20 protein-coding genes and 1 pseudogene are annotated in these 26,382 nt (G+C 31.5%); 18 read left to right on the top strand and 3 right to left on the bottom strand.

Features of this window, described 5'->3' with window-relative positions:
- Positions 1–7: 7 nt before the first annotated feature.
- Genes KPL51_RS01175 through KPL51_RS01165 form a run of 3 tightly spaced genes read left to right on the top strand, consistent with a single transcriptional unit; the run spans position 8 to position 3,585 of the window.
- Positions 8–481 (top strand): (2Fe-2S)-binding protein, encoded by a 474-nt coding sequence (locus KPL51_RS01175; protein WP_216156076.1) that lies wholly within the window; start codon positions 8–10, stop codon positions 479–481.
- A 1-nt stretch (position 482) separates the two neighbouring features.
- Positions 483–1,340 carry an FAD binding domain-containing protein gene (locus KPL51_RS01170; protein WP_216156073.1) on the top strand — a complete coding sequence of 286 codons (858 nt, stop codon included), beginning with the start codon at positions 483–485 and terminating at the stop codon, positions 1,338–1,340.
- On the top strand, positions 1,333–3,585 hold the full coding sequence (locus tag KPL51_RS01165; RefSeq protein ID WP_216156068.1) for a xanthine dehydrogenase family protein molybdopterin-binding subunit: 2,253 nt from the start codon (positions 1,333–1,335) through the stop codon (positions 3,583–3,585). The genes KPL51_RS01170 and KPL51_RS01165 overlap by 8 nt, the downstream gene beginning before the upstream one ends.
- A gap of 121 nt (positions 3,586–3,706) precedes the next feature.
- Here the strand turns inward: KPL51_RS01165 and hutH are convergent, their stop codons facing one another.
- Both hutH and KPL51_RS01155 read right to left on the bottom strand, forming a co-directional pair.
- Positions 3,707–5,236 (bottom strand): histidine ammonia-lyase, encoded by a 1,530-nt coding sequence (gene hutH, locus KPL51_RS01160; RefSeq protein WP_216156065.1) that lies wholly within the window; start codon positions 5,234–5,236, stop codon positions 3,707–3,709.
- A 61-nt stretch (positions 5,237–5,297) separates the two neighbouring features.
- A complete protein-coding gene (locus KPL51_RS01155) occupies positions 5,298–6,605 on the bottom strand; it encodes a Na+/H+ antiporter family protein (RefSeq protein WP_216156062.1) in 1,308 nt (435 codons plus the stop codon).
- A gap of 419 nt (positions 6,606–7,024) precedes the next feature.
- Here KPL51_RS01155 and KPL51_RS01150 point away from each other — a divergent pair, with 419 nt between their 5' ends.
- The 12 genes and pseudogenes from KPL51_RS01150 to ppaX all read left to right on the top strand — a co-directional run bounded on the left by KPL51_RS01150 (position 7,025) and on the right by ppaX (position 22,021).
- A complete protein-coding gene (locus KPL51_RS01150; RefSeq protein ID WP_216156059.1) occupies positions 7,025–10,075 on the top strand; it encodes an AAA family ATPase in 3,051 nt (1,016 codons plus the stop codon).
- 164 nt (positions 10,076–10,239) lie between these two features.
- Positions 10,240–12,267 carry a urocanate hydratase gene (hutU, locus tag KPL51_RS01145; protein ID WP_216156056.1) on the top strand — a complete coding sequence of 676 codons (2,028 nt, stop codon included), beginning with the start codon at positions 10,240–10,242 and terminating at the stop codon, positions 12,265–12,267.
- A gap of 22 nt (positions 12,268–12,289) precedes the next feature.
- A complete protein-coding gene (hutI, locus tag KPL51_RS01140; protein ID WP_216156053.1) occupies positions 12,290–13,543 on the top strand; it encodes an imidazolonepropionase in 1,254 nt (417 codons plus the stop codon).
- A gap of 38 nt (positions 13,544–13,581) precedes the next feature.
- Positions 13,582–14,478, top strand: coding sequence for a glutamate formimidoyltransferase (gene ftcD / locus KPL51_RS01135; protein ID WP_216156050.1), 897 nt, complete (start codon positions 13,582–13,584; stop codon positions 14,476–14,478).
- Positions 14,479–14,521: 43 nt separating this feature from the next.
- A complete protein-coding gene (locus KPL51_RS01130) occupies positions 14,522–16,201 on the top strand; it encodes a formate--tetrahydrofolate ligase (protein ID WP_216156047.1) in 1,680 nt (559 codons plus the stop codon).
- Between the two features lie 26 nt (positions 16,202–16,227).
- Entirely contained in the window at positions 16,228–16,848 is a 621-nt protein-coding gene (locus tag KPL51_RS01125) for a cyclodeaminase/cyclohydrolase family protein (RefSeq protein WP_216156044.1), read from the top strand.
- Between the two features lie 76 nt (positions 16,849–16,924).
- Positions 16,925–17,707 carry a folate family ECF transporter S component gene (locus KPL51_RS01120; RefSeq protein ID WP_216156041.1) on the top strand — a complete coding sequence of 261 codons (783 nt, stop codon included), beginning with the start codon at positions 16,925–16,927 and terminating at the stop codon, positions 17,705–17,707.
- Between the two features lie 272 nt (positions 17,708–17,979).
- Entirely contained in the window at positions 17,980–18,834 is an 855-nt protein-coding gene (locus tag KPL51_RS01115; protein WP_216156038.1) for a DUF1186 domain-containing protein, read from the top strand.
- A gap of 46 nt (positions 18,835–18,880) precedes the next feature.
- Positions 18,881–20,329, top strand: a complete 1,449-nt coding sequence (locus KPL51_RS01110) for a DEAD/DEAH box helicase (protein WP_216156035.1) — start codon at positions 18,881–18,883, stop codon at positions 20,327–20,329.
- Between the two features lie 220 nt (positions 20,330–20,549).
- Positions 20,550–20,780 (top strand): annotated as a pseudogene (locus KPL51_RS24435) (DUF2651 family protein); the annotation flags it as partial.
- A 210-nt stretch (positions 20,781–20,990) separates the two neighbouring features.
- Positions 20,991–21,155 (top strand): hypothetical protein, encoded by a 165-nt coding sequence (locus KPL51_RS01100; RefSeq protein WP_216156028.1) that lies wholly within the window; start codon positions 20,991–20,993, stop codon positions 21,153–21,155.
- A 218-nt stretch (positions 21,156–21,373) separates the two neighbouring features.
- Positions 21,374–22,021 carry a pyrophosphatase PpaX gene (ppaX, locus tag KPL51_RS01095; protein ID WP_216156025.1) on the top strand — a complete coding sequence of 216 codons (648 nt, stop codon included), beginning with the start codon at positions 21,374–21,376 and terminating at the stop codon, positions 22,019–22,021.
- A gap of 112 nt (positions 22,022–22,133) precedes the next feature.
- On the opposite strand, the gene KPL51_RS01090 is transcribed toward ppaX, so the two are convergent.
- Complete coding sequence (locus KPL51_RS01090) at positions 22,134–22,871, bottom strand: YARHG domain-containing protein (protein ID WP_216156022.1); 738 nt, start codon at positions 22,869–22,871, stop codon at positions 22,134–22,136.
- A 262-nt stretch (positions 22,872–23,133) separates the two neighbouring features.
- On the opposite strand from KPL51_RS01090, the gene KPL51_RS01085 reads away from it, so the two are divergent.
- From KPL51_RS01085 to KPL51_RS01075, 3 genes are all read left to right on the top strand, one after another.
- Positions 23,134–24,057 carry an NrtR DNA-binding winged helix domain-containing protein gene (locus tag KPL51_RS01085; protein ID WP_216156019.1) on the top strand — a complete coding sequence of 308 codons (924 nt, stop codon included), beginning with the start codon at positions 23,134–23,136 and terminating at the stop codon, positions 24,055–24,057.
- 70 nt (positions 24,058–24,127) lie between these two features.
- Positions 24,128–24,781 carry a cysteine hydrolase family protein gene (locus KPL51_RS01080; protein ID WP_216156015.1) on the top strand — a complete coding sequence of 218 codons (654 nt, stop codon included), beginning with the start codon at positions 24,128–24,130 and terminating at the stop codon, positions 24,779–24,781.
- 83 nt (positions 24,782–24,864) lie between these two features.
- Positions 24,865–26,355: a nicotinate phosphoribosyltransferase gene (locus KPL51_RS01075; RefSeq protein ID WP_216156013.1), complete on the top strand. Its 1,491-nt coding sequence runs from the start codon at positions 24,865–24,867 to the stop codon at positions 26,353–26,355.
- The last annotated feature ends 27 nt before the right edge of the window (positions 26,356–26,382 follow it).

Genomic DNA, 26,382 nt, shown 5'->3' with positions numbered 1-26,382 from the left:
AATGTATATGCTACTAAAACTAAAAATAAATGGTAAGCAATGCAGTATAGATGTAGATCCATCTAAAAGACTTTTAGATGTTATAAGAGAAGATTTAAAACTTACAGGAACAAAGGAAGGTTGCAGTGAGGGCGAATGCGGTGCTTGCACTGTTATTATGAATGGTAAAGCAGTTAATTCATGTATGCTACTTGCTGTTCAAGCAAGAGAAAGTGATTTAATTACTGTTGAGGGTCTTGAAAAAGATGGTGAACTGGATGAGTTACAGAAGGCATTTATAGAAAAGGGGGCAGTGCAGTGCGGATTTTGCACACCTGGAATGCTTATGTCATTAAAGGCTCTTCTCATGCAAAATCCTAATCCTTCAGATGATGAGATAAGGATAGCAATAGAAGGTAATTTATGCAGGTGTACAGGTTATGTAAAAATTGTGGAAGCGGTAAAAGAAGCTATAAAAAATAATGTGGTAATGGAGGGATAGTATGAATAATATCATGGTTAAAACTCCTTCTAATATAGATGAATTAGTAGAATGTTTAAAAGGTGCAGATGATGATACTTATTTGTTAAGTGGCGGTACAGATTTTGTAATAAAAATGCGGAATAATCCACTACTTAAGGGAACAATTGTAGATGTAAAAGGCATTAAAGAGCTTGACTATATAAAAATAGAAGATGATTTAATAAAAATAGGAGCGGGTTCTACTTTTACTGAAATTATTGAAAATAATATAATTAATGAATACGCAAGTGCGTTGAGTTTGGCCTCATCAAATGTTGGTTCAACACAAATTAGAAATGTAGCAACACTTGCAGGAAATGTAGCTAATGCAGCCCCTGCAGCAGATTCTATACCTGCTCTTATAGCACTTGATGCAAAAATAAAGATGATAAACGGAGAAGGTAAAATATTTACAAGTGATGTTGAAAAAATTATAAAAAAAATTAAAAAGGATGAAGCTATTATAGAAATCATTATTCCTTTAAGGAAGACTTATAGGAGTGCCTTCTCAAAAATTGGCTCAAGAAGTAGGGTAACTATTTCAAAATTGAATCTAGCGGCCTGTGTAAATTGCGGTGATAAAATTGAAACTGCAACTATATCTGTAGGAAGTTTAGGACCCAAAGCTTTTCGTCTTAAAAGATGTGAGAGCATACTTTTACATAAGGTACCTACAATTGAGCTTCTTAAAGATTTCAAGGAGTGCTTATCGGAAGAAGTTGATGATGCAATACCAGGAAGAGCTTCTTTAGAATATAAGAGAGAAGCAATAGCTGGTCTTTGCGAAGAGGTATTTTATATGTTATTTCCTAAAACACGAGGTGATAAAGTTGAATAAGGATTATAGATATATTGGTAAGAAAGTTCCAATGTTTGATGCTTATGAAAAAGTTACAGGTAAGATTAGGTATGTGGGAGATATGGTTTTTCCAGAAATGCTTTATGGAAGCCTTTTACTTTCGAATATAGCACATGGAATTATTGTTAACATAGATATTTGTGAAGCTGAAAAGCTTCCAGGAGTAGTAAAGATATTAACATATGAAAATACACCGCATAATTATTTTAATTCGCATAAGTGGTTCGAAGGACTTAGTACTGTAAAAGATGAACTTATGTTCAACGATAAAGTAAGATTTGTAGGAGACAAGATAGCTGCTGTTTTTGCAGAAGATTATGAAACAGCAAGGAAAGCTTGCAAACTTATAAAGGTTAAATATGAAAAACTCACACCAGTTATAAGCCCATTTGATGCGCTTAAAGAAGATTCTGTAAAAATCCATGAAACTAGTAACCTTATAATTGAAAAAGTAATTAAATGTGGAGATGCTGAAAATGCTTTAAATAATGCAAATTTTATAATTGAGGATACAGTAGTGACTCCAAAGATACATCATGCAGCAATGGAACCTCATGTATGCATATCAACAATAGACGAATTTAAAAATATTACAATATACTCACCCTGCCAGGAGGTATTTCAAGTTCAACTTGTAACATCGAAGGCAATTGGTATTCCAAAGAATAAGATAAGAGTTATTAAGACCCCTATGGGAGGTTCGTTCGGTGGAAAAACCCATCCCATTCTTGAACAAATATGTGCATTTATATCACTTATAACTGGGAGATCAGCAAAATTACTTCTTGACAGGACTCAAAGCATTATAGCAACAAGAACAAGGCATAATGTTGTTGGAAATATAAAAACCGCTGTAAGTAGTAGCGGAGAAATAACTGGTAGAGATATAGATGTAGTTATAGATACAGGGGCATATTTCACAAATGCAGAAGCTGTATGCATGGCTATGGGTAAAAAAGCTTTCAGATTGTATAGAATATACAATCAAAGATTTAGAGGAAGAGTAGTTTATACTAATACCCCTATAGGAGGACCGGCAAGAGGATATGGTTCTCCACAAATACATGCCATATCAGAAATAAATATGAACAATGTGGCAAGAAAACTTAATATGAATCCAATAGATATATATTTGAAAAATTTAGTTCATCCTTATGATAAAGACCCTACAGGGGGTACTGCTCTTGGAGATTCTCAAATTTTAAATTGTGTTATAAAAGGGGCAGAAGCTTTTGATTTTAGAAAAAGGTTTGATAGAGTAAAAGATAAAGGAAGATATAAAAAAGGTGTAGGAATGGCTTGTGTAACTCATGGTAATGGGTATAAGGGGGCATTTCCTGATTTCACATCAGTCAGCTTATCTATGGATTCGGATGGTAGTCTTGTTTTAAAACAGTCAATCCATGATCTTGGTTGTGGCACAGTAACCACTATGATGCAGATAGCGGCTGAGGTCCTTGATATGGACATAAAAAACATAAGGGTTTTTGAGGCAGACACAATGTTTACACCTTACGATAGTGCCGGAACTCAAGCAAGTAGAGTTACCTACGTTTGCGGCGCTGCAGTAAAAAGTGGTGCTGAAATAATAAAGCAAAAGCTTATAAGTTTTGGATCAAGATTGCTAATTTCAAAAGAGGAAGATGTATATATAGATAATGGGTATATATGTAACAATAAAGGGGATAGGTTATCATATGGTAATTTAGTTATACAAGTAGAACTTAAATTTAATGAAGACATAGCCACTATATATACATACAAATCACCTGCAAATCCAGGAGCTTATGCCGCTGATTTCGCTGAGGTTACGGTTGACACTTTAACAGGAATGGTAAGGGTCACTGATTTTCTTGCAGTACATGATATTGGGCAGGCAATAAACAAAACTTTTGTAGAAGGACAAATTCATGGTGCTGTACAAATGGGTATAGGTTATGCTCTTACAGAAGATCTTAATATAGATAAAGATGGAAACATTAAATCAGATAGATTTAGCAAGTATCATGTTATTAATTGCCCAGACATGCCGGATGTAAAAGTTATTTTAATTGAAAATGGAGAAGAAAATGGACCTTTTGGTGCAAAAAGTGTGGGAGAAATTTCTACAAATGGTGTTGCACCGGCGGTTATAAATGCTATAAACAATGCACTTGACGTAAATATAACTACAATGCCAGCAAATCAGGAGAGGGTTATGAGTTTTATAAAAGATAAAAGATAATAATAATAATTAAATGGTTTATCTATATAGAAGAACGTGTATGGTTTTAACTAAAAAGAAGGTGTTACATACCCAAAATTGTTTTCTGGTTTGTAGCACCCTCTTTTTTACTCATTAATAATTAATATTCTATTTTAACCACTTTTTCTACTGCTTCTAATAATTTTCCACTTTTAACAAGTTCAGTAACTTTATCTAAATATTTATACATAACTATATCATACTCAATAAAGTCTACAGTTTTTCTAACTAAGTTGTAAGCTTCTTGTGTCGCTTTACCAAGTTTGAATCCAGCGCCTTTTCTGAAATCTATAGCTTGACATGCTGCGAGTATTTCTGTTGCAACTACTCTTGATGCATTATCAACTATATCTCTAGCCTTTCTTGCGGCTATTGTTCCCATACTAACTAAGTCTTCTTGATTAGCTGAAGAAGGTATTGAGTCTACTGATGCAGGATGAGCTAATATCTTATTTTCAGATACCAAAGCTGCTGCTGCATATTGGGTAATCATAAATCCAGAGTTTAATCCACCATGTTTAGCTAAGAATGCTGGTAAATCATTTAATTGAGGGTTGATAAGTCTTTCTAATCTTCGCTCAGATACACTAGCAATTTCAGCTGCTCCAATTCCTAAAAAGTCAAAGCTTAATGCCATAGGTTCTCCGTGAAAATTACCTCCTGAAATTACGTCGCCCTCTTCTGTTACTATAGGGTTATCTGTAACTGAATTTATTTCTATTTCAACTTTAGTTTTTACATAGTTTATAGTATCTTTACTTGCACCATGAATTTGTGGTACACATCTTAATGAGTAAGCATCCTGTACTCTTATTTCACCTTGTCTTGTTACATAAGTACTACCTTCAACTAGTTTTAATATATTTCTTGCTGTTGCTAATTGTCCGGCTTGTGGTCTTAGTACATGAAGTCTTGGATCAAAAGCATCTGTAATTCCTCTTAGTGCTTCCATTGATAAAGCTGCTGCTATATCACTAGTTTTTAATAACATTATAGCATCATAAGTAGCTAAAGCTCCTGTTGCGGTTAAAACTTGAGTACCATTTATAAGTGCTAAACCTTCTTTAGCATCAAGTTCTATTATAGGAATTCCTGCTTTTTCCATAGCAACACGGCCGGGTAATATCTCTCCTTTATATTCTGCTTCACCTTCACCAAGCATAGGTAAAACCATATGTGCAAGTGGTGCTAAATCTCCTGATGCTCCTAAAGATCCCTTTTCAGGAATTATTGGATAAACTCCTTTATTGATCATTTCAATTAATGTTTGTAGCGTTTCTGGTTTTATTCCTGAGAATCCTTTTGATAGTGCATTAGCTCTTAAAAGCATTATAGCTCGTACAACATCATTTGAAAATTTAGGACCATATCCACACGCATGTGAACAAATTAAGTTTCTTTGAAGCATTTTACAATCTTGTTTAGAAATACTCACATTACAAAATTCACCAAAGCCTGTAGTTACACCATAAACTGCCTTTTCATTTTCAACTATATCATCAATTATTGCTCTTGATTTTTTAACTCTTTCTAGAGCACTTTCTTTTATAGAAACCTTGCACCCATGTCTAGCTATAGTTACCATATCTTCTAAAGTTAAATCATTTCCTGTTAAAGATATTTCTTTCATTTTTATTCCTCCTAAAATTTCATTAATAATTTATTCAAACTAAAAACTAACATCATGTGAATTAGAATATCATAGCGCCTATAATACCAAATATCATAAGCGGTATATTATAATGTAAGAACGTTGGTACACACGTATCCCAAATGTGATCATGTTGACCATCTACATTAAGTCCGGATGTTGGTCCAAGCGTACTATCTGATGCTGGTGAACCTGCATCTCCAAGTGCTGCTGCAACACCTATTAGAACTATAGTAGCTAGTGGTGAAAAACCAAGTTTTATTGATAATGGACAGTAAATTGCAGCAATTATAGGAATAGTACCAAATGAACTTCCTATGCCCATAGTTACTAATAATCCGATTAGTAACATTAATACTGCACCTAACAGTTTACTTCCATTAACCATAACTGCAAGAGATGAAACTAAAGCTTCTACTGCTCCAGTTTTTCTTAAAACATCACCATAACCTGAGGCAACAAGCATTATAAATGCTATTAGACCCATTATTTTGATTCCTCCATCAAGTAATCCATTGACATCCTCGAACTTAACTGCTCCTGAAACAAATATTATAATTAATGCTCCCAATGCTCCAAGAGGAAGAGAGCCTGTAAGAACTTGAATTACAAATGCAGATACAGCTCCAATTAAAACGCGCCAATGTTTTGAATTCATTTTAAGATCTTCACCTTTAGTTTCATCCAAGCCATCTATTTGAATATCCTCATATTCTCTAGGTTTTCTATAAGTGTAAAATACAGCTACAAGAAGACCTATAACCATTCCAATACCTGGAAACCATAGTACTTTAGCTACATCAGCTGTTACAACAGGCACACCATTTCTTACCATTTCAGCACTTATTATACCATGAAATATCAGACCAAATCCTACTGGTAAAACAATATATGGGGCTTTTAATCCAAATGTAAGTGCACAAGCTACTGCTCTTCTGTCTATTTTAAGTTTATTCATTAATAAAAGCAAGGGTGGTATTAATATTGGAATATATGCTATATGAACTGGAATAAGGTTTTGAGAAAAACAACCTAAAAAGGCTAATAACATTATAAATACATACTTCTTTTGTCCAACAATTTTAGAAATTTTCTTAGCCAATATTCCTGCTAGTCCAGTTTTATTTACTGCAACTGCTAATGCACCAAGTAATATATAGCTTAATGCAGTTTCAGCATTTCCACCCATTCCGCCAATGAGTGTTGCCATAGTATCTCCCATTGGCATACCTGAAACTAAGCCTGCTGTCATAGCTGCAATTAATATAGACAGCAGCACATTAAGTTTAAAAAGACATAAAATTATCATTACAAAAACTGATACAACAACTGGATTAAGTAATAACATAAATTTCCTCCTCTTGGTTAGTTATTATAGATAAACTTTCCCTTAAGCAACAATTTTAACCTTACCATTTAAGTAAATGTTTTTAATAGAATCATTAAACTATTCAATAGATATTTGGAGTACTCCACATGGATGATGAATTAAAATATCTAAGTTTACTTTGTAAACGGTTGCATTAGAATTAAAAGAAAAACAATATATTTTCTACTGGATTTACTTTAATGAAATATAACTTTATTTTTATCACTTCCCTTTTTATTTTCATTATAAGTATTGATTAACATCAAAACGTCAAATAAGTATATATTAATTCAGAAAATACACATAAACACTTCATTAAGAACTTTATTATGGCATTATATATATATTGTAGTATAATTTATATAAGAGAGTTTATGGTATTACAAAGGGGTGATTTTGTGAATTGCATACATTGTGAAATGTTTGGTAACTTTTGCGTAACTGTCAATAAGAAAGAAATATTTTTACCATATAGTAAAGCTCAAGGCCTTCTTTGTTATTTACTTCTAAATAAACAAGATAACAGAGAGCATATATCGGAACTTTTCTGGGCTAATCAAGAAGAAGGCAATGCTAAAAAAAATTTAAGAAATGCTATCTATAAAATAAATAAATGCTCTAATGTTCCGGTATTGGTGTCTCCTCAAAAATCAATAATAATGCTTAATCCAGATATAGAAATAGATGTAGACGTGTATAAGTTTATGAATGATGAAAATGAAATAGATGTTTTTAAGGGAGAATTTTTACAAGGATTTTGTCCTAAAAATGCAGAAAACTTTGAAGTTTGGCTACTAGAAATGCGAGAAAGTTTAGAATGTACATATATTAATAGATTGAATAAGAAAATAGAAGTGGAATTACAAAATAATAATTATGATATTGTTGAAAAATATTCAAAACTTTTAATAAAAATAGATGAATTTAATGAAAATGCTTATATATATTTATTAGAAAGTTATAAAAATCAAGGCAAATATAACATGGCAATTGAAACATACAATAATGTCAAAAAATTATTTAAAGATGAATTATCTATTTCTCTTAATGATAAAATATTAAATATAGTTAATGAAGTAATAGATATTATGAATACAAGGGAAGATAATAAAAACTTTGATGAATTTTTCTATGGAAGATATAACGAAATGAGAATATTACAAAATAATTACAATGATTTCTTAAAAAATGAATCTTTCAGATCTGTTTTTTTGGTAGGGGAAGCCGGTATAGGGAAAACCAAATTGAAAGATAAATTTTTAGAAATAGTAGATGAGGATGCAACTTATGTTTTAGAAACTTATTGTTTTCAATTTGAGAAGGATTGCATTTTAAAACCTTGGAATGCTATATTATCTAAGATTTCTCAGATTATGAAAGATAAAAGTATTGAAATTCCAACTTTATGGGAAAATATTATTGAAAATTGTTTTTCTGAGTTTGATGAATTAGGTAATAAAGAACAAAGCATTGAAATTTTAGATAGTAAATATACATTAAAATATGAACTTATTGGTAACATAATAAATAATATATTAACTAAAATAGCTCATAAAAAGAAAATAATACTTATTTTTGAAGATATACAATGGATTGATTATGGGAGTTTAACTCTTTTAAGCAGTTTGATTTTGCATGGGCATACTAACATTTTGTGTTTTATGACATATAGAAATGAATACAATATAGAAATAGATAAATTCCTAGTTTCAGCAAATAAACATAATAAAATTTTAAGGTTAGATTTATTAAGATTTAATAATGATGAAGCAGAAAATTTCATTAAGATTGGTCTTCCAAAAAACAATTTCACCAAAGAAGCATTAAATAAAATTTACAACGAAACTGAAGGAAATGCATTCTTTTTAACAGAATATATTAATACTATAAAGTTTAATAGTGATATAAATATTATGTCGTCTAAAATGCAGGATATAATGAAAAGTAGGTTTTTAGACATATCAGAAAAATCTAAAAACATTCTAAAAATCTCAGCATTATTTTTTGATGAAATTCCTTTATACATTTTAGTTGAACTTACAGGAGAAGATGAACTTAAGATAATTGACGAAATAGAAGAACTTGAAGATAAATTCATATTAAAAGAAGTTAATAACAATAATATAATAAGCTTTATGTTTACTCATCAAAAGTTAAGAGAATTTATTTATATTAATCAATCCATGGCAAGAAGAAGAATTTTTCATAATAAGATTGGATATATTATAGAAAAAAGTTTAGCTGGTAATAGAAGCGATGTAACCACCTATAACAAGCTTGTTTATCATTTTTCAAATGCAGATAATAATTTAGAAACACTAAAATATAGTATAAAAAGTTTAAATGTTTATTTAAATTTTAATCATGAACTTTATCCAGTTCTATATTATAAAGATGTTAATTTTTATAATAACTTATATTTTAGCAATAGTAAAACAACTAAAAGCATAAAAAAAATAGAAATTCTACTGTTAAAAACAAAAAATGACTGTAAAAATTCTAAAGAAGTTTTAAAATTAGAAATAAAATTTTTACATATTAAAGGAAGATATCTTATAAGAGAAGGAGAGTATGAAAAAGGTGTTGAGTTTATAAATGAAATGATAGAAAAAGCTAATGAGATTGAGGATTCAGAATATTCTATAGAGGGGTATAAACAGATAATATATTATTGTATACAGACCAATAATATTGATGATATGATAAAATATGTAAAGCTTGGTTTAGATAAAGCCACAGATTGTAATTATCCTATGGAGATAGGTGTATTTCTAAGATTTAAGGCATTATATAAAAAAATGCAGGGGAAATATTACGAAGCAGAAAAACTCTTTAATCAATCTATAAATATTTTTAATGTAACTAAAAGTGTAACAGATAAATATGCCTTGAGTATAGCAGCCGCTTATAACTACATAGGTGATATAAGAAGACAAAATATGAAATTTGAAGAGGCTTTAGAATTTTTCACTAGAGCAATAAAAATATGCGAAGAAAAAAATGTATTTACTAGTATTTCAATTTTTAATATAAATGCAGGTGAAACATGTTTCAATATGGGAGAATATCCTCAGGCAAAAAAATATTTTCAAAATGCTATGGATATATATAAACAATTTGATTTAATGTGGGAAAAGTCTATTGTAGAAGCCTTTATGTCTAAAATAATAATTAGTGAAGGAAATTATGAAAGTGCTTTGAAATATTTAAAAAACTCAGATTTACATTCAACATTACTAAAAAATCCTCATGAAATTGGTATAGTATGTATGGTAAAAGCTCAAATTAAAAGTGAAATGAAAAATAATGATAAGTTACATACAGTCTTTAATACATATTTGAATGAAAACTTACAATATTATTGTGATAATAGTATTAAATTTTTAACTGCTTCAAAGGATAATTATGAAATAGATTTGATAAAAAACTTATTAAAAGATAATATATAAACTTTACTACATAGTCATTCCATACTCGGAATACTATAGTGTTTTTGCTAATAAAAGGAATATAAGGATTTTAAATTGCTGATTAAAAGGATAAATTAAAAAAATAGACATTTTAATGACGATTTAGTATTAAGATAGGATAATATAGAAGGGAGTGATAAGTAATGTTTAATAATATTGATATTAAAAATGCAATGACAGTTGCTTTAGATGATTATTTACCTAATATGCCTAAATTTACTAAGGGAATAAGGAGAGCTCCAGATAGAGGCTTCCACCTTTCAAAATCGCAGACAGAGATATCACTTAAGAATGCACTTCGTTATATTCCAGAAAAATACCACGAAGAGCTGATACCAGAATTCATGGAGGAACTTACTACAAGAGGCAGAATATATGGGTACAGATTTCGCCCCGAAGGAAGAATATATGGAAAATCAATAGATGAATATGAAGGAAACTGCGTTGAAGGTAAAGCTTTTCAGGTTATGATTGATAATAATCTTGATTCTGATGTAGCATTATATCCTTATGAGCTTGTTACTTACGGAGAAACGGGAAGTGTATGTCCAAATTGGATGCAATATAGATTAATAAAGAAATATCTAGAAGTTATGACTCAAGACCAAACCTTGGTATTGGAATCTGGACATCCTCTTGGTCTCTTTAAATCGAAACCTGAGGCACCAAGAGTAATAATTACAAATGCACTAATGATAGGGATGTTTGATAATCAAAAGGATTGGGAAATAGCAGAGGAAATGGGAGTTGCAAACTACGGGCAAATGACTGCTGGTGGATGGATGTATATAGGACCTCAGGGCATAGTTCATGGTACTTACAATACATTATTAAATGCAGGTAGAATGAAGCTTGGAATTCCAAATGATGGCGATTTAAGAGGGCATATATTTGTAACATCAGGACTAGGTGGTATGAGTGGTGCTCAGCCAAAGGCAATTGAAATAGCAAATGCTGTAGGAATTGTAGCTGAGGTTGATGAATCAAGAATAGGTACAAGACTAGAGCAGGGATGGGTTATGAAGCAATCAACAGATCTTGATGAGGTGTTTAAAATTGCGCAGGAATATTTGGAAAAGAAAGAGCCAATGTCAATTGCATATCATGGAAATATAGTTGATCTCCTGGAGTATGCAGTAAAGAACAACAAAAAGATTGATTTATTATCCGATCAAACATCTTGCCATGCGGCATATGAAGGTGGATATTGTCCTAAGGGAGTAACCTTTGAGGAAAGAACTGAGCTTCTTGCAAAAGACAGAGATACTTTTTGTGAATTAGTTGATAAGAGTTTGAGACGTCATTTTGAACTTATAAAAATATTAGTTGAAAGAGGCACATACTTCTTTGATTATGGTAATTCATTTATGAAAGCAATTTATGATGCTGGTGTTGTGGAAATATCTAAAAATGGAATAGATGAAAAAGATGGATTTATATTCCCATCTTATGTAGAAGACATAATGGGACCACAACTATTTGACTATGGGTATGGACCATTTAGATGGGTTTGTTTAAGTGGAAAAAATGAAGATTTAATAAAGACAGATCATGCTGCAATGGGATGCATAGATCCAAATAGAAGATATCAAGATAGAGATAACTATAACTGGATAAGGGATGCAGAAAAAAACAATCTTGTAGTTGGCACTAAAGCAAGAATACTATATCAAGATGCTACAGGAAGAATAAAAATAGCTCTTAAATTCAATGAAATGGTAAGAAACAAAGAGATAGGACCTGTTATGATGGGTAGAGATCATCATGATGTAAGTGGTACTGATTCACCATTTAGAGAAACATCTAATATAAAAGATGGAAGTAACGTTATGGCAGATATGGCTGTGCAGTGTTTTGCTGGAAATTCAGCAAGAGGTATGAGCCTTGTAGCACTTCATAACGGCGGCGGTGTAGGCATTGGAAAATCAATAAATGGAGGCTTTGGACTTGTACTTGACGGAAGTTTTAGAGTAGATGAAATAATTAAATCTGCACTTTCATGGGATGTTATGAGTGGAGTTGCAAGACGTTCATGGGCTAGAAATGAGCATTCTATAGAGACAATCATAGAATTTAACAACACACATAAAGGTACAGATCATGTTACTATTCCTTTCTTAACAAATGAAAAGAGTGTAGTGGATGCAGTCAGTAAGTATTTCGATAAATAATATATTTGAGAGGGATGAATTTATGAAAAAAGGGAATATGCTTATAAAAAATGCTTCGCAGCTTGTTACCTGCAGTGGTAGCAAAGCAAAATGCGGTGAAGAAATGAAAAACCTTCATACCATTGAAAATGGAGCACTTGTCATTGAAGACGGCATAATTAAAGCTGTTAATACTACGCAGGAAATATTGAAAATCTACAATGAAGAGGATTATGAAGTTATAGATGCCTCTAACAAATGTGTACTTCCAGGATTTGTAGATTCTCACACTCATTTTATATTTGGTGGCTACAGGGCAGATGAATTTGCTTGGAGACTCCGTGGCGACAGTTATATGGATATAATGGAGAGAGGCGGTGGAATACAAAACACCGTAAACGCAACAAAGAATGCTTCTTATGAAGAACTTTATAATGTAGGGTTTGAAAGGCTTAATGACATGATGAGGCTTGGAGTAACAACTGTAGAAGGTAAAAGCGGTTATGGCCTTGATTTTGACACAGAAATAAAGCAACTTAAGGTTATGAAGAGTCTTAACGAAGAACATGCTATGGACGTGGTAACTACATTTTTAGGTGCACATTCAGTTCCACCTGAATACAAAGGAAAAAACAATGAGTATATTGACTTTATTATAAAGAAGGTACTCCCTGTAATTAAAGATGAAAATCTTGCAGAGTTTTGCGATGTTTTTTGTGAAGACAAAGTTTTTTCTGTAGCGGAATCAAGAAAACTTCTTTCAAAAGCAAAGGAAATGGGTTTTAAACTTAAACTCCATGCAGATGAAATAGTAACTCTTGGGGGAGCGGAGCTTGCAGCAGAAGTTGGCGCAATATCAGCTGACCATCTATTGCATGCGTCAGATGAGGGTATAAAAGCCATGGCAGAGAAAAAGGTAATTACTACTCTCCTTCCATGTACTGCATTTTGCTTAAAAGAGCCATATGCAAGGGCAAGGGAAATAATTGATAGCGGTTGCGCAGTAGCACTGGCAACAGATTTTAATCCAGGAAGCTGTTTTACATATTCAATACCTTTGGTATTTGGAGTGGCAGCTATATATATGAAGATGAGTATGGAAGAGGCTATAACAGCGCTTACAATAAACGGCGCGGCTGCTGTGGGTAGAGCAGATTCCATAGGGAGCATAGACCCAGGTAAAAAAGGTGATATTATTATTTTAAAATATCCTTCTTATAATTTTATACCATATAATACTGGCATAAATATTGTAGAGAAAGTAATTAAAAATGGAAATTTAGTTGTTAATGTATAGGAATATAAAAAATACAGTGGTAAAGGAGATATAATAATATGGGAAAATTAGTAGAATGTGTTCCGAATTTTAGTGAAGGAAGAGATAAGAAGATAATCGAAAGTATACTTGATGAGGTTAGAAATACAGAAAATGTAAAATTACTTGACTATTCCTCAGATAAAGATCATAACAGGACAGTTGTTACTTTTGTTGCTGCACCTGAAGATGCTAAAAATGCTGCTTTTAAGTTAATAAAAAGAGCATCAGAGCTTATAGATATGAGGCATCATACAGGTGCTCATCCAAGAATGGGTGCTACAGATGTGGTTCCATTTATTCCAATACAGGATATTACTACGGAGGAATGTGTTGAAATGGCTAAAGAGCTTGGGGAAAAGGTTGCTAGTGAATTAAACATACCTGTTTATCTTTACGAAGATGCAGCTTCTAGTAAGGAACGGACAAATCTTGCCAATATTAGAAAAGGACAGTACGAAGGTTTCTTTGAAAAAATAAAACTTCCAGAATGGAAACCTGATTTTGGCCCATGTGAAATGAATGAAAAAAGTGGATGTACAGTTATAGGAGCTAGATTTCCCCTTGTAGCATACAATGTTAACTTAGGTACAGATAATATGGAAATAGCAACTGCTATTGGTAAAAAGGTAAGATTTATAGGCGGAGGACTTAGATTTGTAAAGGCTATGGGTGTTAAACTTCATGAGAGAAATATAGTACAGATTTCTATGAACCTTGTAAATTATGAAAAGACAGCAGTGTACAGAGCTCATGAAATGGTTAAAATGGAAGCTATGAGATATGGTGTTTCAGTTGTAGGTAGTGAAGTTATTGGACTTGTGCCTATGAAAGCACTAATAGATTGTGCTGAATATTACCTTCAAATAGAAAACTTTGACATAAGCCAAGTACTTGAAAAGAGACTGTCAGAATAGTAAATTCTAAAATATTATTAAATATGATGGGGAGTTGAATTATATGAATATCGTTCCAAGTGATATTGAAATAGCTCAAAAGGCTAAGATGCTACCAATTACAAAAATAGCTGAAAAATTAGGAATTGAAGAGGATGAATTAGAAGCTTACGGTAAGTACAAGGCAAAAGTTTCTTTAAGTATATTTGATAGATTAAAGGATAAAAAAGATGGGAAACTGATACTTGTTACAGCAATCACTCCAACACCAGCAGGAGAGGGAAAATCAACAACTTCTATTGGTCTTGGAGATGCTTTAAATAGAATAGGGAAAAAGGCGTGTATAGCATTAAGAGAGCCTTCACTGGGACCTGTGTTTGGGATTAAAGGAGGAGCGGCAGGTGGCGGATATGCTCAAGTAGTTCCTATGGAAGATATTAATCTCCACTTTACAGGAGATATGCATGCTATTACTGCAGCAAATAATCTGTTATCAGCAGCAATAGACAATCATATTCATCAAGGTAATATCCTGAAAATTGATATTAGGCAGATTGTATTTAAAAGAGTTATGGATATGAATGACAGAGCTCTTAGAAATATAGTTGTTGGTCTTGGTGGAAAAGTGTGCGGTTTCCCAAGAGAAGATGGTTTCATGATTAGTGTTGCATCGGAGGTTATGGCTATTCTTTGTCTTTCTAAGGATTTAATGGATCTTAAAGAGAGGCTTGGTAAAATAATAGTAGCTTATAACATGGATAGTGATCCAGTAACTGCAAAGGATATTAAGGTTAATGGAGCAATGGCTCTTTTGATGAAAGATGCTATAAAGCCCAATATAGTTCAGACATTAGAAAATTCACCAGCAATAATACATGGTGGACCATTTGCAAACATAGCTCATGGATGCAATAGTCTTATAGCTACAAAGCTTGGACTTAAACTTTGTGATTATTTAGTAACTGAGGCAGGGTTCGGTGCGGACCTTGGTGGAGAAAAGTTCTTTGATATAAAATGTAGATATGGAGAGTTAAAACCAGCGGCTACTCTTATAGTTGCTACTATAAGAGCACTAAAAATGCATGGTGGAGTAGCTAAAGCAGATTTAGGAATAGAAAATCTTGAAGCTCTTGATAGTGGATTTGAGAACTTAAAAAAACAAGTTGAAAATATAAGGAAATTCAATGTACCTGTGATGGTTGCAGTAAATAGATTTAGTAAAGATACAGAAAGTGAAATAGAACTTCTTATAGCAAAATGCAAGGAGTTTGGAGTTGAAGTAGCACTTAATGAAGTATGGGCTAAAGGTTCAGAAGGCGGAACTCAGATGGCTGAGAAGCTTGTAAAACTTATAGAAACTGAGGAGTCAAACTTTAAACCTATTTATGATGTAAATAGTTCTATAAAAGAAAAAATAGATACAATTGTTCGCGAAATATATGGTGGAGATGGAGTAGTGTTTGAAGCAAATGCTAAAAAGCAGATAAAAAAACTTGAAGAATTAGGGCTAGATAAGATGCCAATATGCATTGCTAAAACTCAATACTCCCTGTCTGATGATGCTAAACTTCTCGGCGCTCCGAAAGGATTTAAGATTACAATAAAGACGATAAGAGCTTCTGCAGGCGCTGGATTTATTGTGTGCGAAGCTGGCAACATAATGACTATGCCAGGACTTCCGAGAGTTACCGCAGCAGAAAAGATGGATATAGATAAAAATGGAGTTATAACAGGATTATTTTAATAAGATGCAGAAAGGAGAAAATCACTATGTTATTAGTTGATAAAAGTGTTAAAGAATTCATTGACCAAACTTCACAAAATTGTCCTGTACCAGGAGGTGGAAGCATTGCGGCACTAGCAGCTTCATCTGCAGCAGCGCTTGTCTCAATGGTTGCAAGCTTAACTATTGGCAAAAAAGGTTATGAAAGTTATGAAGTAGAAATGAAAGAAGTTTATGAACAAGCTAATATATACAAAGAAAAATTTGTAGGGTATATTGATAAGGATTCAGAGGCTTTTCACAGAGTGATGGATTCCTTTAAATTACCAAAAGACAATGATGAAGAAAAAACCATAAGAAAAGAAGCTATTCAAAATGCATTAAAGTATGCATCTCAGACTCCATATAAGATAGCAGAAGATGCATATAAACTTATGGATTACTCAGAAAAAGCAGTAGAACATGGAAATAAAAATGCAGTAACTGATGGTGCTGTAGCTGCTATGATGGCAAGAAGTGCAGTTTTAGCAGCACTATACAATGTGAAAATAAATTTATCCTCAATCAAGGATAGTGAATTTGTAGCTGAGTTTGAAAAAAAAGTTTCTGTTCTTGAAACGAATGTAGTTGAAAGAGAAAAACAAATACTTAGCAAAGTAGTTATGTAAAAGGATACAATAACCATCAACCTGAGGTAGATTATCATTTACTTCAGGTTGTTTTTAATATGTTGGAGGTATTTAAATGAAAGAAAAGATGAGTACAAAAATTTTGGTTTCAACTTCTGTCTTTATTGCAATTGCCGTAATTATAAGGTCAATGGGTATAATGATACCAATTGGTGGTGTAGGAGCTATGAGAATTAGTTTTGATGGAATTTTCTATATTCTTCCTGGAATTATTTATGGGCCAATTTATGGTGCATTTGCTGGTGGCATTGTGGACATTCTTGCATATATTCTAAAACCTATGGGACCTTATATTCCGCTGTTTACTTTAACAACAATGCTTTCAGGATTTATTCCGGGACTAATATGGAGATACGCAAAGATTGTTAATGCTGAAAAATTAGTAAAACACTATATTTCTTTTTTCGTAACTTTAGGACTAATAGGAATTATTAATAATGTTGTAATATTTGTATTTCCAAAATCATATTTAGGAAAATTGGTATTTTTGCTGGGAAAGAAAACTCAGTTTATTGGGATCGGACTGGAAGTTATTGCACTGCTTGGTTTTTTAATTCTATTTATTAATACTTTGATTAAGAGAAACAATACTGAAAATAAATTGTATGACAACTATATTAAAATGATGTTAGCTATAGGATTGCCTACAATAGTAATTTCATCTATTAATACTTATCTTTTAATATTATTTGTACCTGGACTTTCAAGTATTGGGTTCATGGTTTTATGGATTCCTAGAATTGCAGAATCATGTCTAATGGTTTTAATTCAGTCATATATGATATCTTTACTTTTAAATGTATATGAATTAGTGTTTAGAACACATCCTAAATATTAAAAATGCTGTAATTCCTTTAATTTAAGGAATTACAGCACTTTTTTATAGTTGTTTTAATTTAGAGCCACACTTTAGACAAACATTCCATTCAGGATCTACAGCAAAATAGTATCTAAGTAGTAACATAATTAACAAACAAAACTATTAATCATTAGTGCATAAAGTAAGAAAAAAGGATATAATATAATAGGTCCATTAGGGAGTTAAGTCCCTTCTGTGAGTAATAAATGATATTTTAGGAAAAATTCAAATGAAGAAGGAGTTTTATTATAATGAATGAATTAATTAAACAAATTGAATATAATAATGGTAAGTTTCCAGAAGCCCAATTAAAGGAAATAATAAACCATAGAGAAAAATATATACCAGAATTAATTGAAATATTAAAAAATGCCAAAGAAAATTATGAGGAGATTTTAGAAAAACATAATTATTTTGCACATATATATGCAACATTCTTATTAGCACAGTTTAGAGAAAAACAAAGTTTTATGCGTATTATAGATTTAGTTAGTATGCCAAAGGAAATTCCAGATGATATTTTTGGGGATTTTCTTACGGAGGATTTACATAAAATTTTAGCTTCCGTTTGTGGAAGCGATATGGATCCAATAAAAAGATTAGTGGAAGATAGCAATGTTAATGAATATGTTAGATGTGCTGCTATTAAATCATTTATTGTGTTACTGGGAGAAGGTGTTATATCTCAAGGTGAAGTTCTGGACTTCTATAAAAGTCTATTTGAAGGAAAACTTGAAAGAGAATTTTCACAAGTTTGGAATGAGCTTATATATGATTCTTGTGAGGTTGGTCCTAGTGAATTGTATGAGTACATAAAAAAAGCATATAAAGATGAATTAGTTGACGTGGAGTGCATATCCCTAGAAGAAGTGGATGGTGCTATTAAAATCCATGATAAAGAAAAATTCCCGAAATTAAAAGATGAAGGATATTCATTTGTTATGGATACCATAGAAGAGTTAGGATGCTGGAGATGTTTTATTAAGGAGAGTAGTGATTCTAAATCTGTATTTATGCAAGGAATTAATAAGATGAAAAAAAACAATAAAAATAAAGGTAAAAAAAAGCAAGTAAAAGCTACTAAAAAGAAGCAAAGAAACAAATAAGCTAGGGTTATAATAGTAGTGGAAATATAAGAAAAGAGATGATTTAATGAAAAAAGCAAATTTTGAAGATTTTAAATTAAGCAGTGATTTATTAAAAGCAATTAGTCTGCTGAGTTTCACAGATTTAACAAAGGTGCAGGAGCAGGTTATACCTGCTGTACTGGCGAAAAAGGATGTAGTAGTAAAGTCACAAACTGGCAGCGGGAAGACTGCAGCATATGGCATTCCTATTTGTCAGCTTGTAGATTGGGAAGAAAATAAACCTCAAGCATTAGTTCTTACACCAACAAGAGAACTTGCTATCCAAGTCAAAGAAGATATTTTTAATATCGGTAGGTTTAAAAGACTTAAAGTAGCCGCAATTTATGGGCAGGACTCTTTCTATAATCAGAAAAAAGAACTTAAACAAAAAACTCATGTGGTAGTTGGCACACCTGGTCGTATTATAGATCATTTGGATAAAGGTACAATAGATATGTCAAATATAAAGTATCTTGTTATAGATGAAGCTGATGAAATGCTTAATATGGGATTTGTAGATCAGATTGAAATCATAATAAATAGCTTGCCCAAATATCGTGTCACCATGTTATTGTCAGCTACAATGCCTAAACATATAGAGAAACTATGTAGCAAGTACATGAAAGATCCCGTACGTATTGACATAGAAGATGAAAATAAAGCTGAAGATAATATAAGCCAAGAAAGATATAACGTAAATGAACAGGACAAAATAAAGCTTTTAAGAGATATAACTGTAGTAGAAAACCCAGATAGCTGTATGATATTTTGTAATAGAAAAATCAAGGTAGATGAGGTTTATAGTGAGATGGTAAATCTCAATTATACTTGTAAGAAAATTCACGGTGGAATGGAACAAAGTGATAGATTAATAGTAATGAATGATTTTAAGAAGGGGTATTTTAGATATTTGGTAGCTACAGATGTTGCAGCCAGAGGCATAGATATAGATGATATTTCACTTGTAATTAATTACGATATACCTGAAGATAGGGAAAGCTATGTTCATAGGATAGGAAGAACTGGGCGTATAGGTAAGCTTGGTCATGCAATTACTTTTTCGTCGCCAAATGAAAACAGGTTTTTAGAGGATATACAAGAATATATCGGTAAAGAGATTCCACTTAAGACAAAACCGGAAGTGGAAACTGTAAATGATGCCAAAGAAGAATTTGAAGACAAGATGAATACTACACCTGAACTTAAAGAAGCAAAAGGTGCAGAGCTCAGTAAAGAAATTATGAAATTACATATTAATGCAGGTAAGAAAACAAAGATGAGGGCCATGGATATAGTAGGCACTCTTTGCAGTATTGAGGGCATGACAAAGGGTGATATAGGAATTATCAATATAATTGATATATCCACCTTTGTTGAGATATTAAATAATAAAGGTGAATTAGTATTCCAGCAGTTACAAGAGACACCTATTAAAGGTAGACTTCGTAGTGTTAGTAAAGTTATATACGAATAAGAAATATAGAGTAGACACTGCATGCAGTTTCTACTCTATATTTTTTACCTTTTATATTCCGTTTATGTACTAAAATATATGTTATGAGGTCTATGAGTTGTATTATATAAAAATAAAAAGTAAACTTTAACTATTAGAATAATTAAAGGCAGTGATACGGATATGATTAATATCTTTAATATTTACACTAATGAATCAATGGAAATGATTATTCACATACCCAGTATTAGTCCTTATAACATCTTTAATAATGCAACTTATATTTAAAAAAATGTTTGTTATTTTAATGATTAATTTTGTATTTTGGGTTATTGCATCATTTACCATATTTAATTCGGGTTTTCTAATTTGGTGCTTTATATATACATTTATTTCGATGTTTGGAACACTTATTGGAGATTTAACTAGTATACATAAGGAAGTTGTCATTATCAAAAGGGAAAATCTATAAATTAATTTAAATAAATACAAAGATGTGCAAAAATATATGGTCAATTTAATTCTTAAGCAGGTATTCCTGCTTTTTTATTTTATGCTCCGAAAAGACCTTGGTATGAAATGTTATAAAATATCAACTTATGGGATATACTACTAATAGACATCTTTTACTTGTTATATTATATAGATGTTTAAAAAATCAATTTAGTAGGGAGGATTTTTTATGAACCAAAAATGTGTTGAAGAAAAGGTTGTTAATATTGAAAATGTAGGTAACCTTACTAAAGATGCAGTAGAAAATTTTGAGGAAAATATAGTGAAGCAAAAGGATTATTTAGAGAAGGTATGGACTAATGAGGTACCTTATATGAATGATAAGTTTCATTAGAAAAGATAAAATTTAGAGAAGAACAATTCTAATTTAAGTTGAGGAAATTTAAAGAAAACATAAGTAAAATGGCGAGGGTCAGTGAAGGGAACTGCTAAAATATATATTTTGGCAGTTTTTTTGTTGCGTAAGTTTTCCTTTTAAAACAGCTGGTTTTTTGTTAAAATGAAAGCATCATAATAACTCAGCTGCTCAGGAGCTAAGAAGGAGAAAAAATTATGGCCATTCGCAATATTTTGTTTGATTTTGATGGGACACTAGTAGATACTAATGAATTAATTATACAATCTTTTCAATATACGTATCAAACACATTTGAATAAACAGGTAGATAGAGAAAAAATTATTAAAAACTTTGGGGAAATTTTAAAAATTACAGTAGACAGGGAGTTTGGTGATGTTAGCGATGAAGCTATTAAAACGTATCGAAGTTTTCAAGTTGGAAACTTTGAAAAGCTAATTACCATCCGCAGTGGTGTAAAGGAAGGGATAATAGAGTTTCATAATCAAGGCTATAAGCTGGGAATTGTAACTTCAAGGTTAAATGATTCCGCCATGAGAGGATTGAATCATTTTGGACTAGTGGATTACTTTGAAAGTATTGTAGGAGCAGATAACACAGAGATACATAAGCCAGACCCTACTCCAGCATTTATGGCTTTAAAGGAACTTAAAGGAAAAGCAGAGGAAACCATGCTTGTTGGGGATAGTCCCTATGATATATTATGCGCAAAAAATGCAGGGATTACCTCCGTAATTGTTGGGTGGAGCGCTCTACCTATGGACATGCTCCTAAAGTATGAACCTGACTATGTTGTAGATAGTATGGAAGAATTAGTGGAATTGGTAGAAAGATTAAAAGATTAATGATGGCAACTGAGTAAAAAATGAAATATACAAAATATTTAAATTAGAAAAAGGGTAGCAAAATTGCTACCCTTTTTCTAATTTAAATACTCTTTTTAATTGTTGTTGGTTTTTATTTATTTTCATATTTTGAAATTATTTTTATATTATATGTTTCTACATCAGTTAATTCTTCATCAGACCCTTTAAAATTAGGGTTTTCACTGTACCAAGATTTCTTATTAAAATAGGTTCTATATGCTTCTGTTTTAAATATAAAACCATGCCTAGCATAAATTTCATTTCTAGCTAAAGTTAAGTTTTCTTTTTTTAATAGGGATAAATCAGAATCTAAAAGCTTTTCACTTTCACTTTTAGGGAAAATAAAATAGGTAGGGGAATTAATGTTACTTATATCATTACTATTTTTAGGTGGAACAACTTCTTTTTTTACTTCAGAGCTATTAGTGGTTTTATTATTAGGAATAACCTTATTTTTGGTGGAAGTCTTCTCTGAATTTTTAGAATTATCCGAGAGCAATTTTGAAATCGATACATAATAGCTTCCAAAGCCTACAGATAATACTACTATTAAAATACCAAGTATAATAAAACCTTTATGTTTAGTTTGTTTAGTACCAATTTCTTTTGATGTAGTTTGTTTACTATTTATTTCGTTTGAATTAGTTTCGTTTAAATTAGATACTTTTAAATTATTTTGGTTAATATTATTTTCTTTTGAAGTGATATTTGCGTTTAAAGTTGACTTTCTTTCCTTAGGTATTAAATTATTATATATGTTTTTACTACCACATTTCCTACAAAAATTTGTGCCATCTTCTAACTCATAACCACATTTAGAACAATACATAAATGATCTTCTCCTTTTTGAGCTTTATAATGAACATTATACTAAAAAAAAGCTAGGTTTTAAAGGTTATAGGAGTAAAAAACTAATGAATTATGCTGAATTTATACTAAGTTAATAAATTATAAGTATAAATAGAAGAAAGTAGAAAAGGTATTGACTTTGTATTATAATGGTGCTAAGGTTATAGTATCAAAGTAATACAAAGCATATTGACGTACATAGTCATAAAATAAAAAGTATAAATAAGAAAGGGAAAATGATTATGAGAAATATAAATATAAGAAATAAAGACGGGTTAACAGAAAAAGAGTTTTTAGACAGTTATATACCAAAAAATTATGATAGACCATCTAATACAGTGGATATGTTACTTTTTACGGTTGATGACGTACCTGTAGAGAAAAAAGATCCTGATAAAGCACTTAAAATACTCTTAATAAAGAGGGCAGACCACCCATACCTTGGCTGCTATGCTATTCCAGGAGGGTTTGTACATATTGATGAAGCTTTAAGTGCTGCTTGCTCTAGAGAATTAAAAGAAGAGACTAATATTGATAGCATATATTTTGAACAGTTAAAAACTTTCGGTGATCTTGTAGAAAGAGATCCAAGAATGAGGGTTATTTCAATAGCTTATTTGGCCCTAGCTAATAAAGCGAGTATTAAGCCAATAGCTGGAGATGATGCTACAGAGGCTAAATGGTTTACCGTAAGAAAAGATTTTATTTCTTCTAATAATTCAGGAACTTCTAGAGTTGATTCTTACAATTTAACCTTTGTTTCTGATGAGGGTGATATTAAAATAGGGTACCTGGTCACTGAGAGATTTATTAAGAATGGAATTATTTCAATAAAAGTACCCACTTATGAACCACTAGAATGGAGTAAAGAGGAACTTGCCTTTGATCATATTGATCTGGTATATTATGCTATTGAAAGATTAAAAAACAAGATAGAATATACACCAATAGCGTTTACTCTTTTACCAGAGTATTTTACACTAAGAGAAGCTCAAAAACTTTATGAGGCAATATTAAATGTAGAAAAACCATTTTCAAGAGCCAATTTCAGAAGAAAAATTAAAAAAATGGTAGTAAAGACTGAAAAAGAAAAGTTAACTTCAGGAAGACCTGCAATCTGTTATAGATTTAATGAAGGATGGGAACACAGTTTTTTTGAGGAATAAAGATAAAATAAGTAAAATCAATCTGTGTAGCATGTGCTACACGAGATATATATGAGAGGGAATGATATATATGATAAATTTAATGATAAATAAGATATTTGATATGGAAAATGAAATAAGGGGGAAAGTAGTTAATTTAGCTGATCTACCTAAAGAAAAAACAGCTTTAATAGTTGTAGATATGGTGAATGGATTTGTTCATACAGGAATAATGTCTTCACCGAGAGTTGTAAGAATTATAGATAATATTGTTGCTATTAATGAAAGAACATATGGTTATAAGAAGATATTCTTTTTAGAACAACATGATGAAGATTCTACAGAGTTTAAAACTTACGCAAAGCATTGCATAAAAAATAGTGAAGAGGCAGAGCTCATACCTTCATTGAATTGTGGAGCTACATTGCATAGTAATACCACAATAATTCATAAGAATAGTACTAATGGATTTCATGCGCCAGAATTTAAAATGTGGCTAGATGAAAATGAGCAGCAAATCGAAAATTATATTATAGAAGGATGCTCCAGTGATATATGTGTTAAGCATTTCGCAGAAACATTAAAAACATATTTCAATGAAAAGAATCTTGATAGAAGAATTATTGTGCCAATTGATTCAGTAGAAACTTTTGATTTTGAAACTCATGATGGAGATTTGATGAAAGTTATATCTCTTTGGGAAATGAAGTCCAATGGCATAGAGGTAATTGATACGATACTATAAGGATATAAAAATCAAAATCGCCAAAATTATAGATATTTGAAAGTATTATAAAATAAAGAATACGTTTAAGGAGAAAGATGCAAATGAGTAATGCAATAGACAAATTCAGTATTAAAGATGAAAGAAATCTTTCAATGTTAATGGATTTTTATGAATTAACAATGTCAAATGGATATTTTGTAAATGGGCTTTCAGATACTATTGTGTATTTTGATATGTTTTACAGAAAGAATCCAGATGGAGCAGGCTACTCAATAGTTGCTGGCCTTGAGCAACTTATTAATTTTATTAAAAAACTAAAGTTTACGGTTGAAGATATTGATTATTTGAGATGCAAAGGAATGTTAGCAGAGGAATTTTTACAATACTTATTAACTTTTAAATTTACTGGGGATGTTTATGCTATACCTGAAGGAACACCAGTATTTCCAAATGAAGCACTTGTAACTGTTAAGTCAAAGGTAATTGATGCACAGCTCATTGAAACAATGCTTCTATTAACAGTTAATCACCAAAGTTTAATAGTTACTAAAGCCAATAGAATAGTTAGAGCATCAAAGGGAAGACCAGTTTTGGAACTTGGAGCAAGAAGGGCACATGGAGCTGATGGAGCTATAATGGGAGCTAGAGCTTCTTATATTGGAGGCGTTGCGGGTACCGCCACTGTAATGGCAGAAACAATGTTTGGAGTCCCTGCAATGGGTACCATGGCTCATTCGTGGATACAATTATTCGGGGATGAATATAAGGCATTTGAGACCTATGCGAAAACTTACCCAGATTCCTGCACACTGCTTGTTGATACTTATAACGTTTTAAAAAGTGGTATTCCTAATGCTATTAAAGTATCGAGAGATGTGCTAGAACCAATTGGAATGAGGTTAAAAGCAATTAGGCTGGATAGTGGAGATCTTGCATATCTTTCAAAGCAAGTAAGAAAAATGCTGGATGCCGCTGGACTTTCAGATTGTAAGATAGTGGCTTCAAATAGCCTAGATGAATATATAATTACGGATTTATTAAACCAAGATGCTAAAATAGATATATTTGGTGTTGGTGAAAGAATGGTCACTGCTAAATCAGAACCAGTATTTGGTGGAGTTTATAAATTAGTAGCTGTTGAAGAAAATGGAGAGATTTCGCCAAGAATTAAATTAAGTGAAAATGAAGAAAAAATCATTAATCCAGGATACAAAATGATTTGGAGATTGTACGATAAGAACACACATAAGGCAATTGCTGATGTTATAACATTGGCAGATGAAACTATAAATGAATCAGCACCTTATACTATCTTTGACCCAGTTTCTATTTGGAAGAAGAAAAAAGTAACTAATTTTTATGCTAAAAAGCTTCAAGTTCCAGTTTTCCTTAATGGAGAATGTGTATATGAATTACCAACAATAGAAGAAATAAGAACTTATTGCAAAACTCAAGTAGATAGCATATGGGAGGAAGTTAGAAGATTTTCTAATCCCCATAAATACTACGTGGATTTATCACTGGAACTTTGGCTTGTTAAACGGGAATTAATTAAAAGGTATAAAAATTCAGAAGAGTATAATGAATTATAGAAAATATGATTAATATCTCAATATATG

The organism is Clostridium bowmanii (genome assembly GCF_018861315.1).
GTDB lineage: Bacteria > Bacillota > Clostridia > Clostridiales > Clostridiaceae > Clostridium_AD > Clostridium_AD bowmanii.
This window is presented reverse-complemented; position numbering and strand designations above follow the sequence as displayed.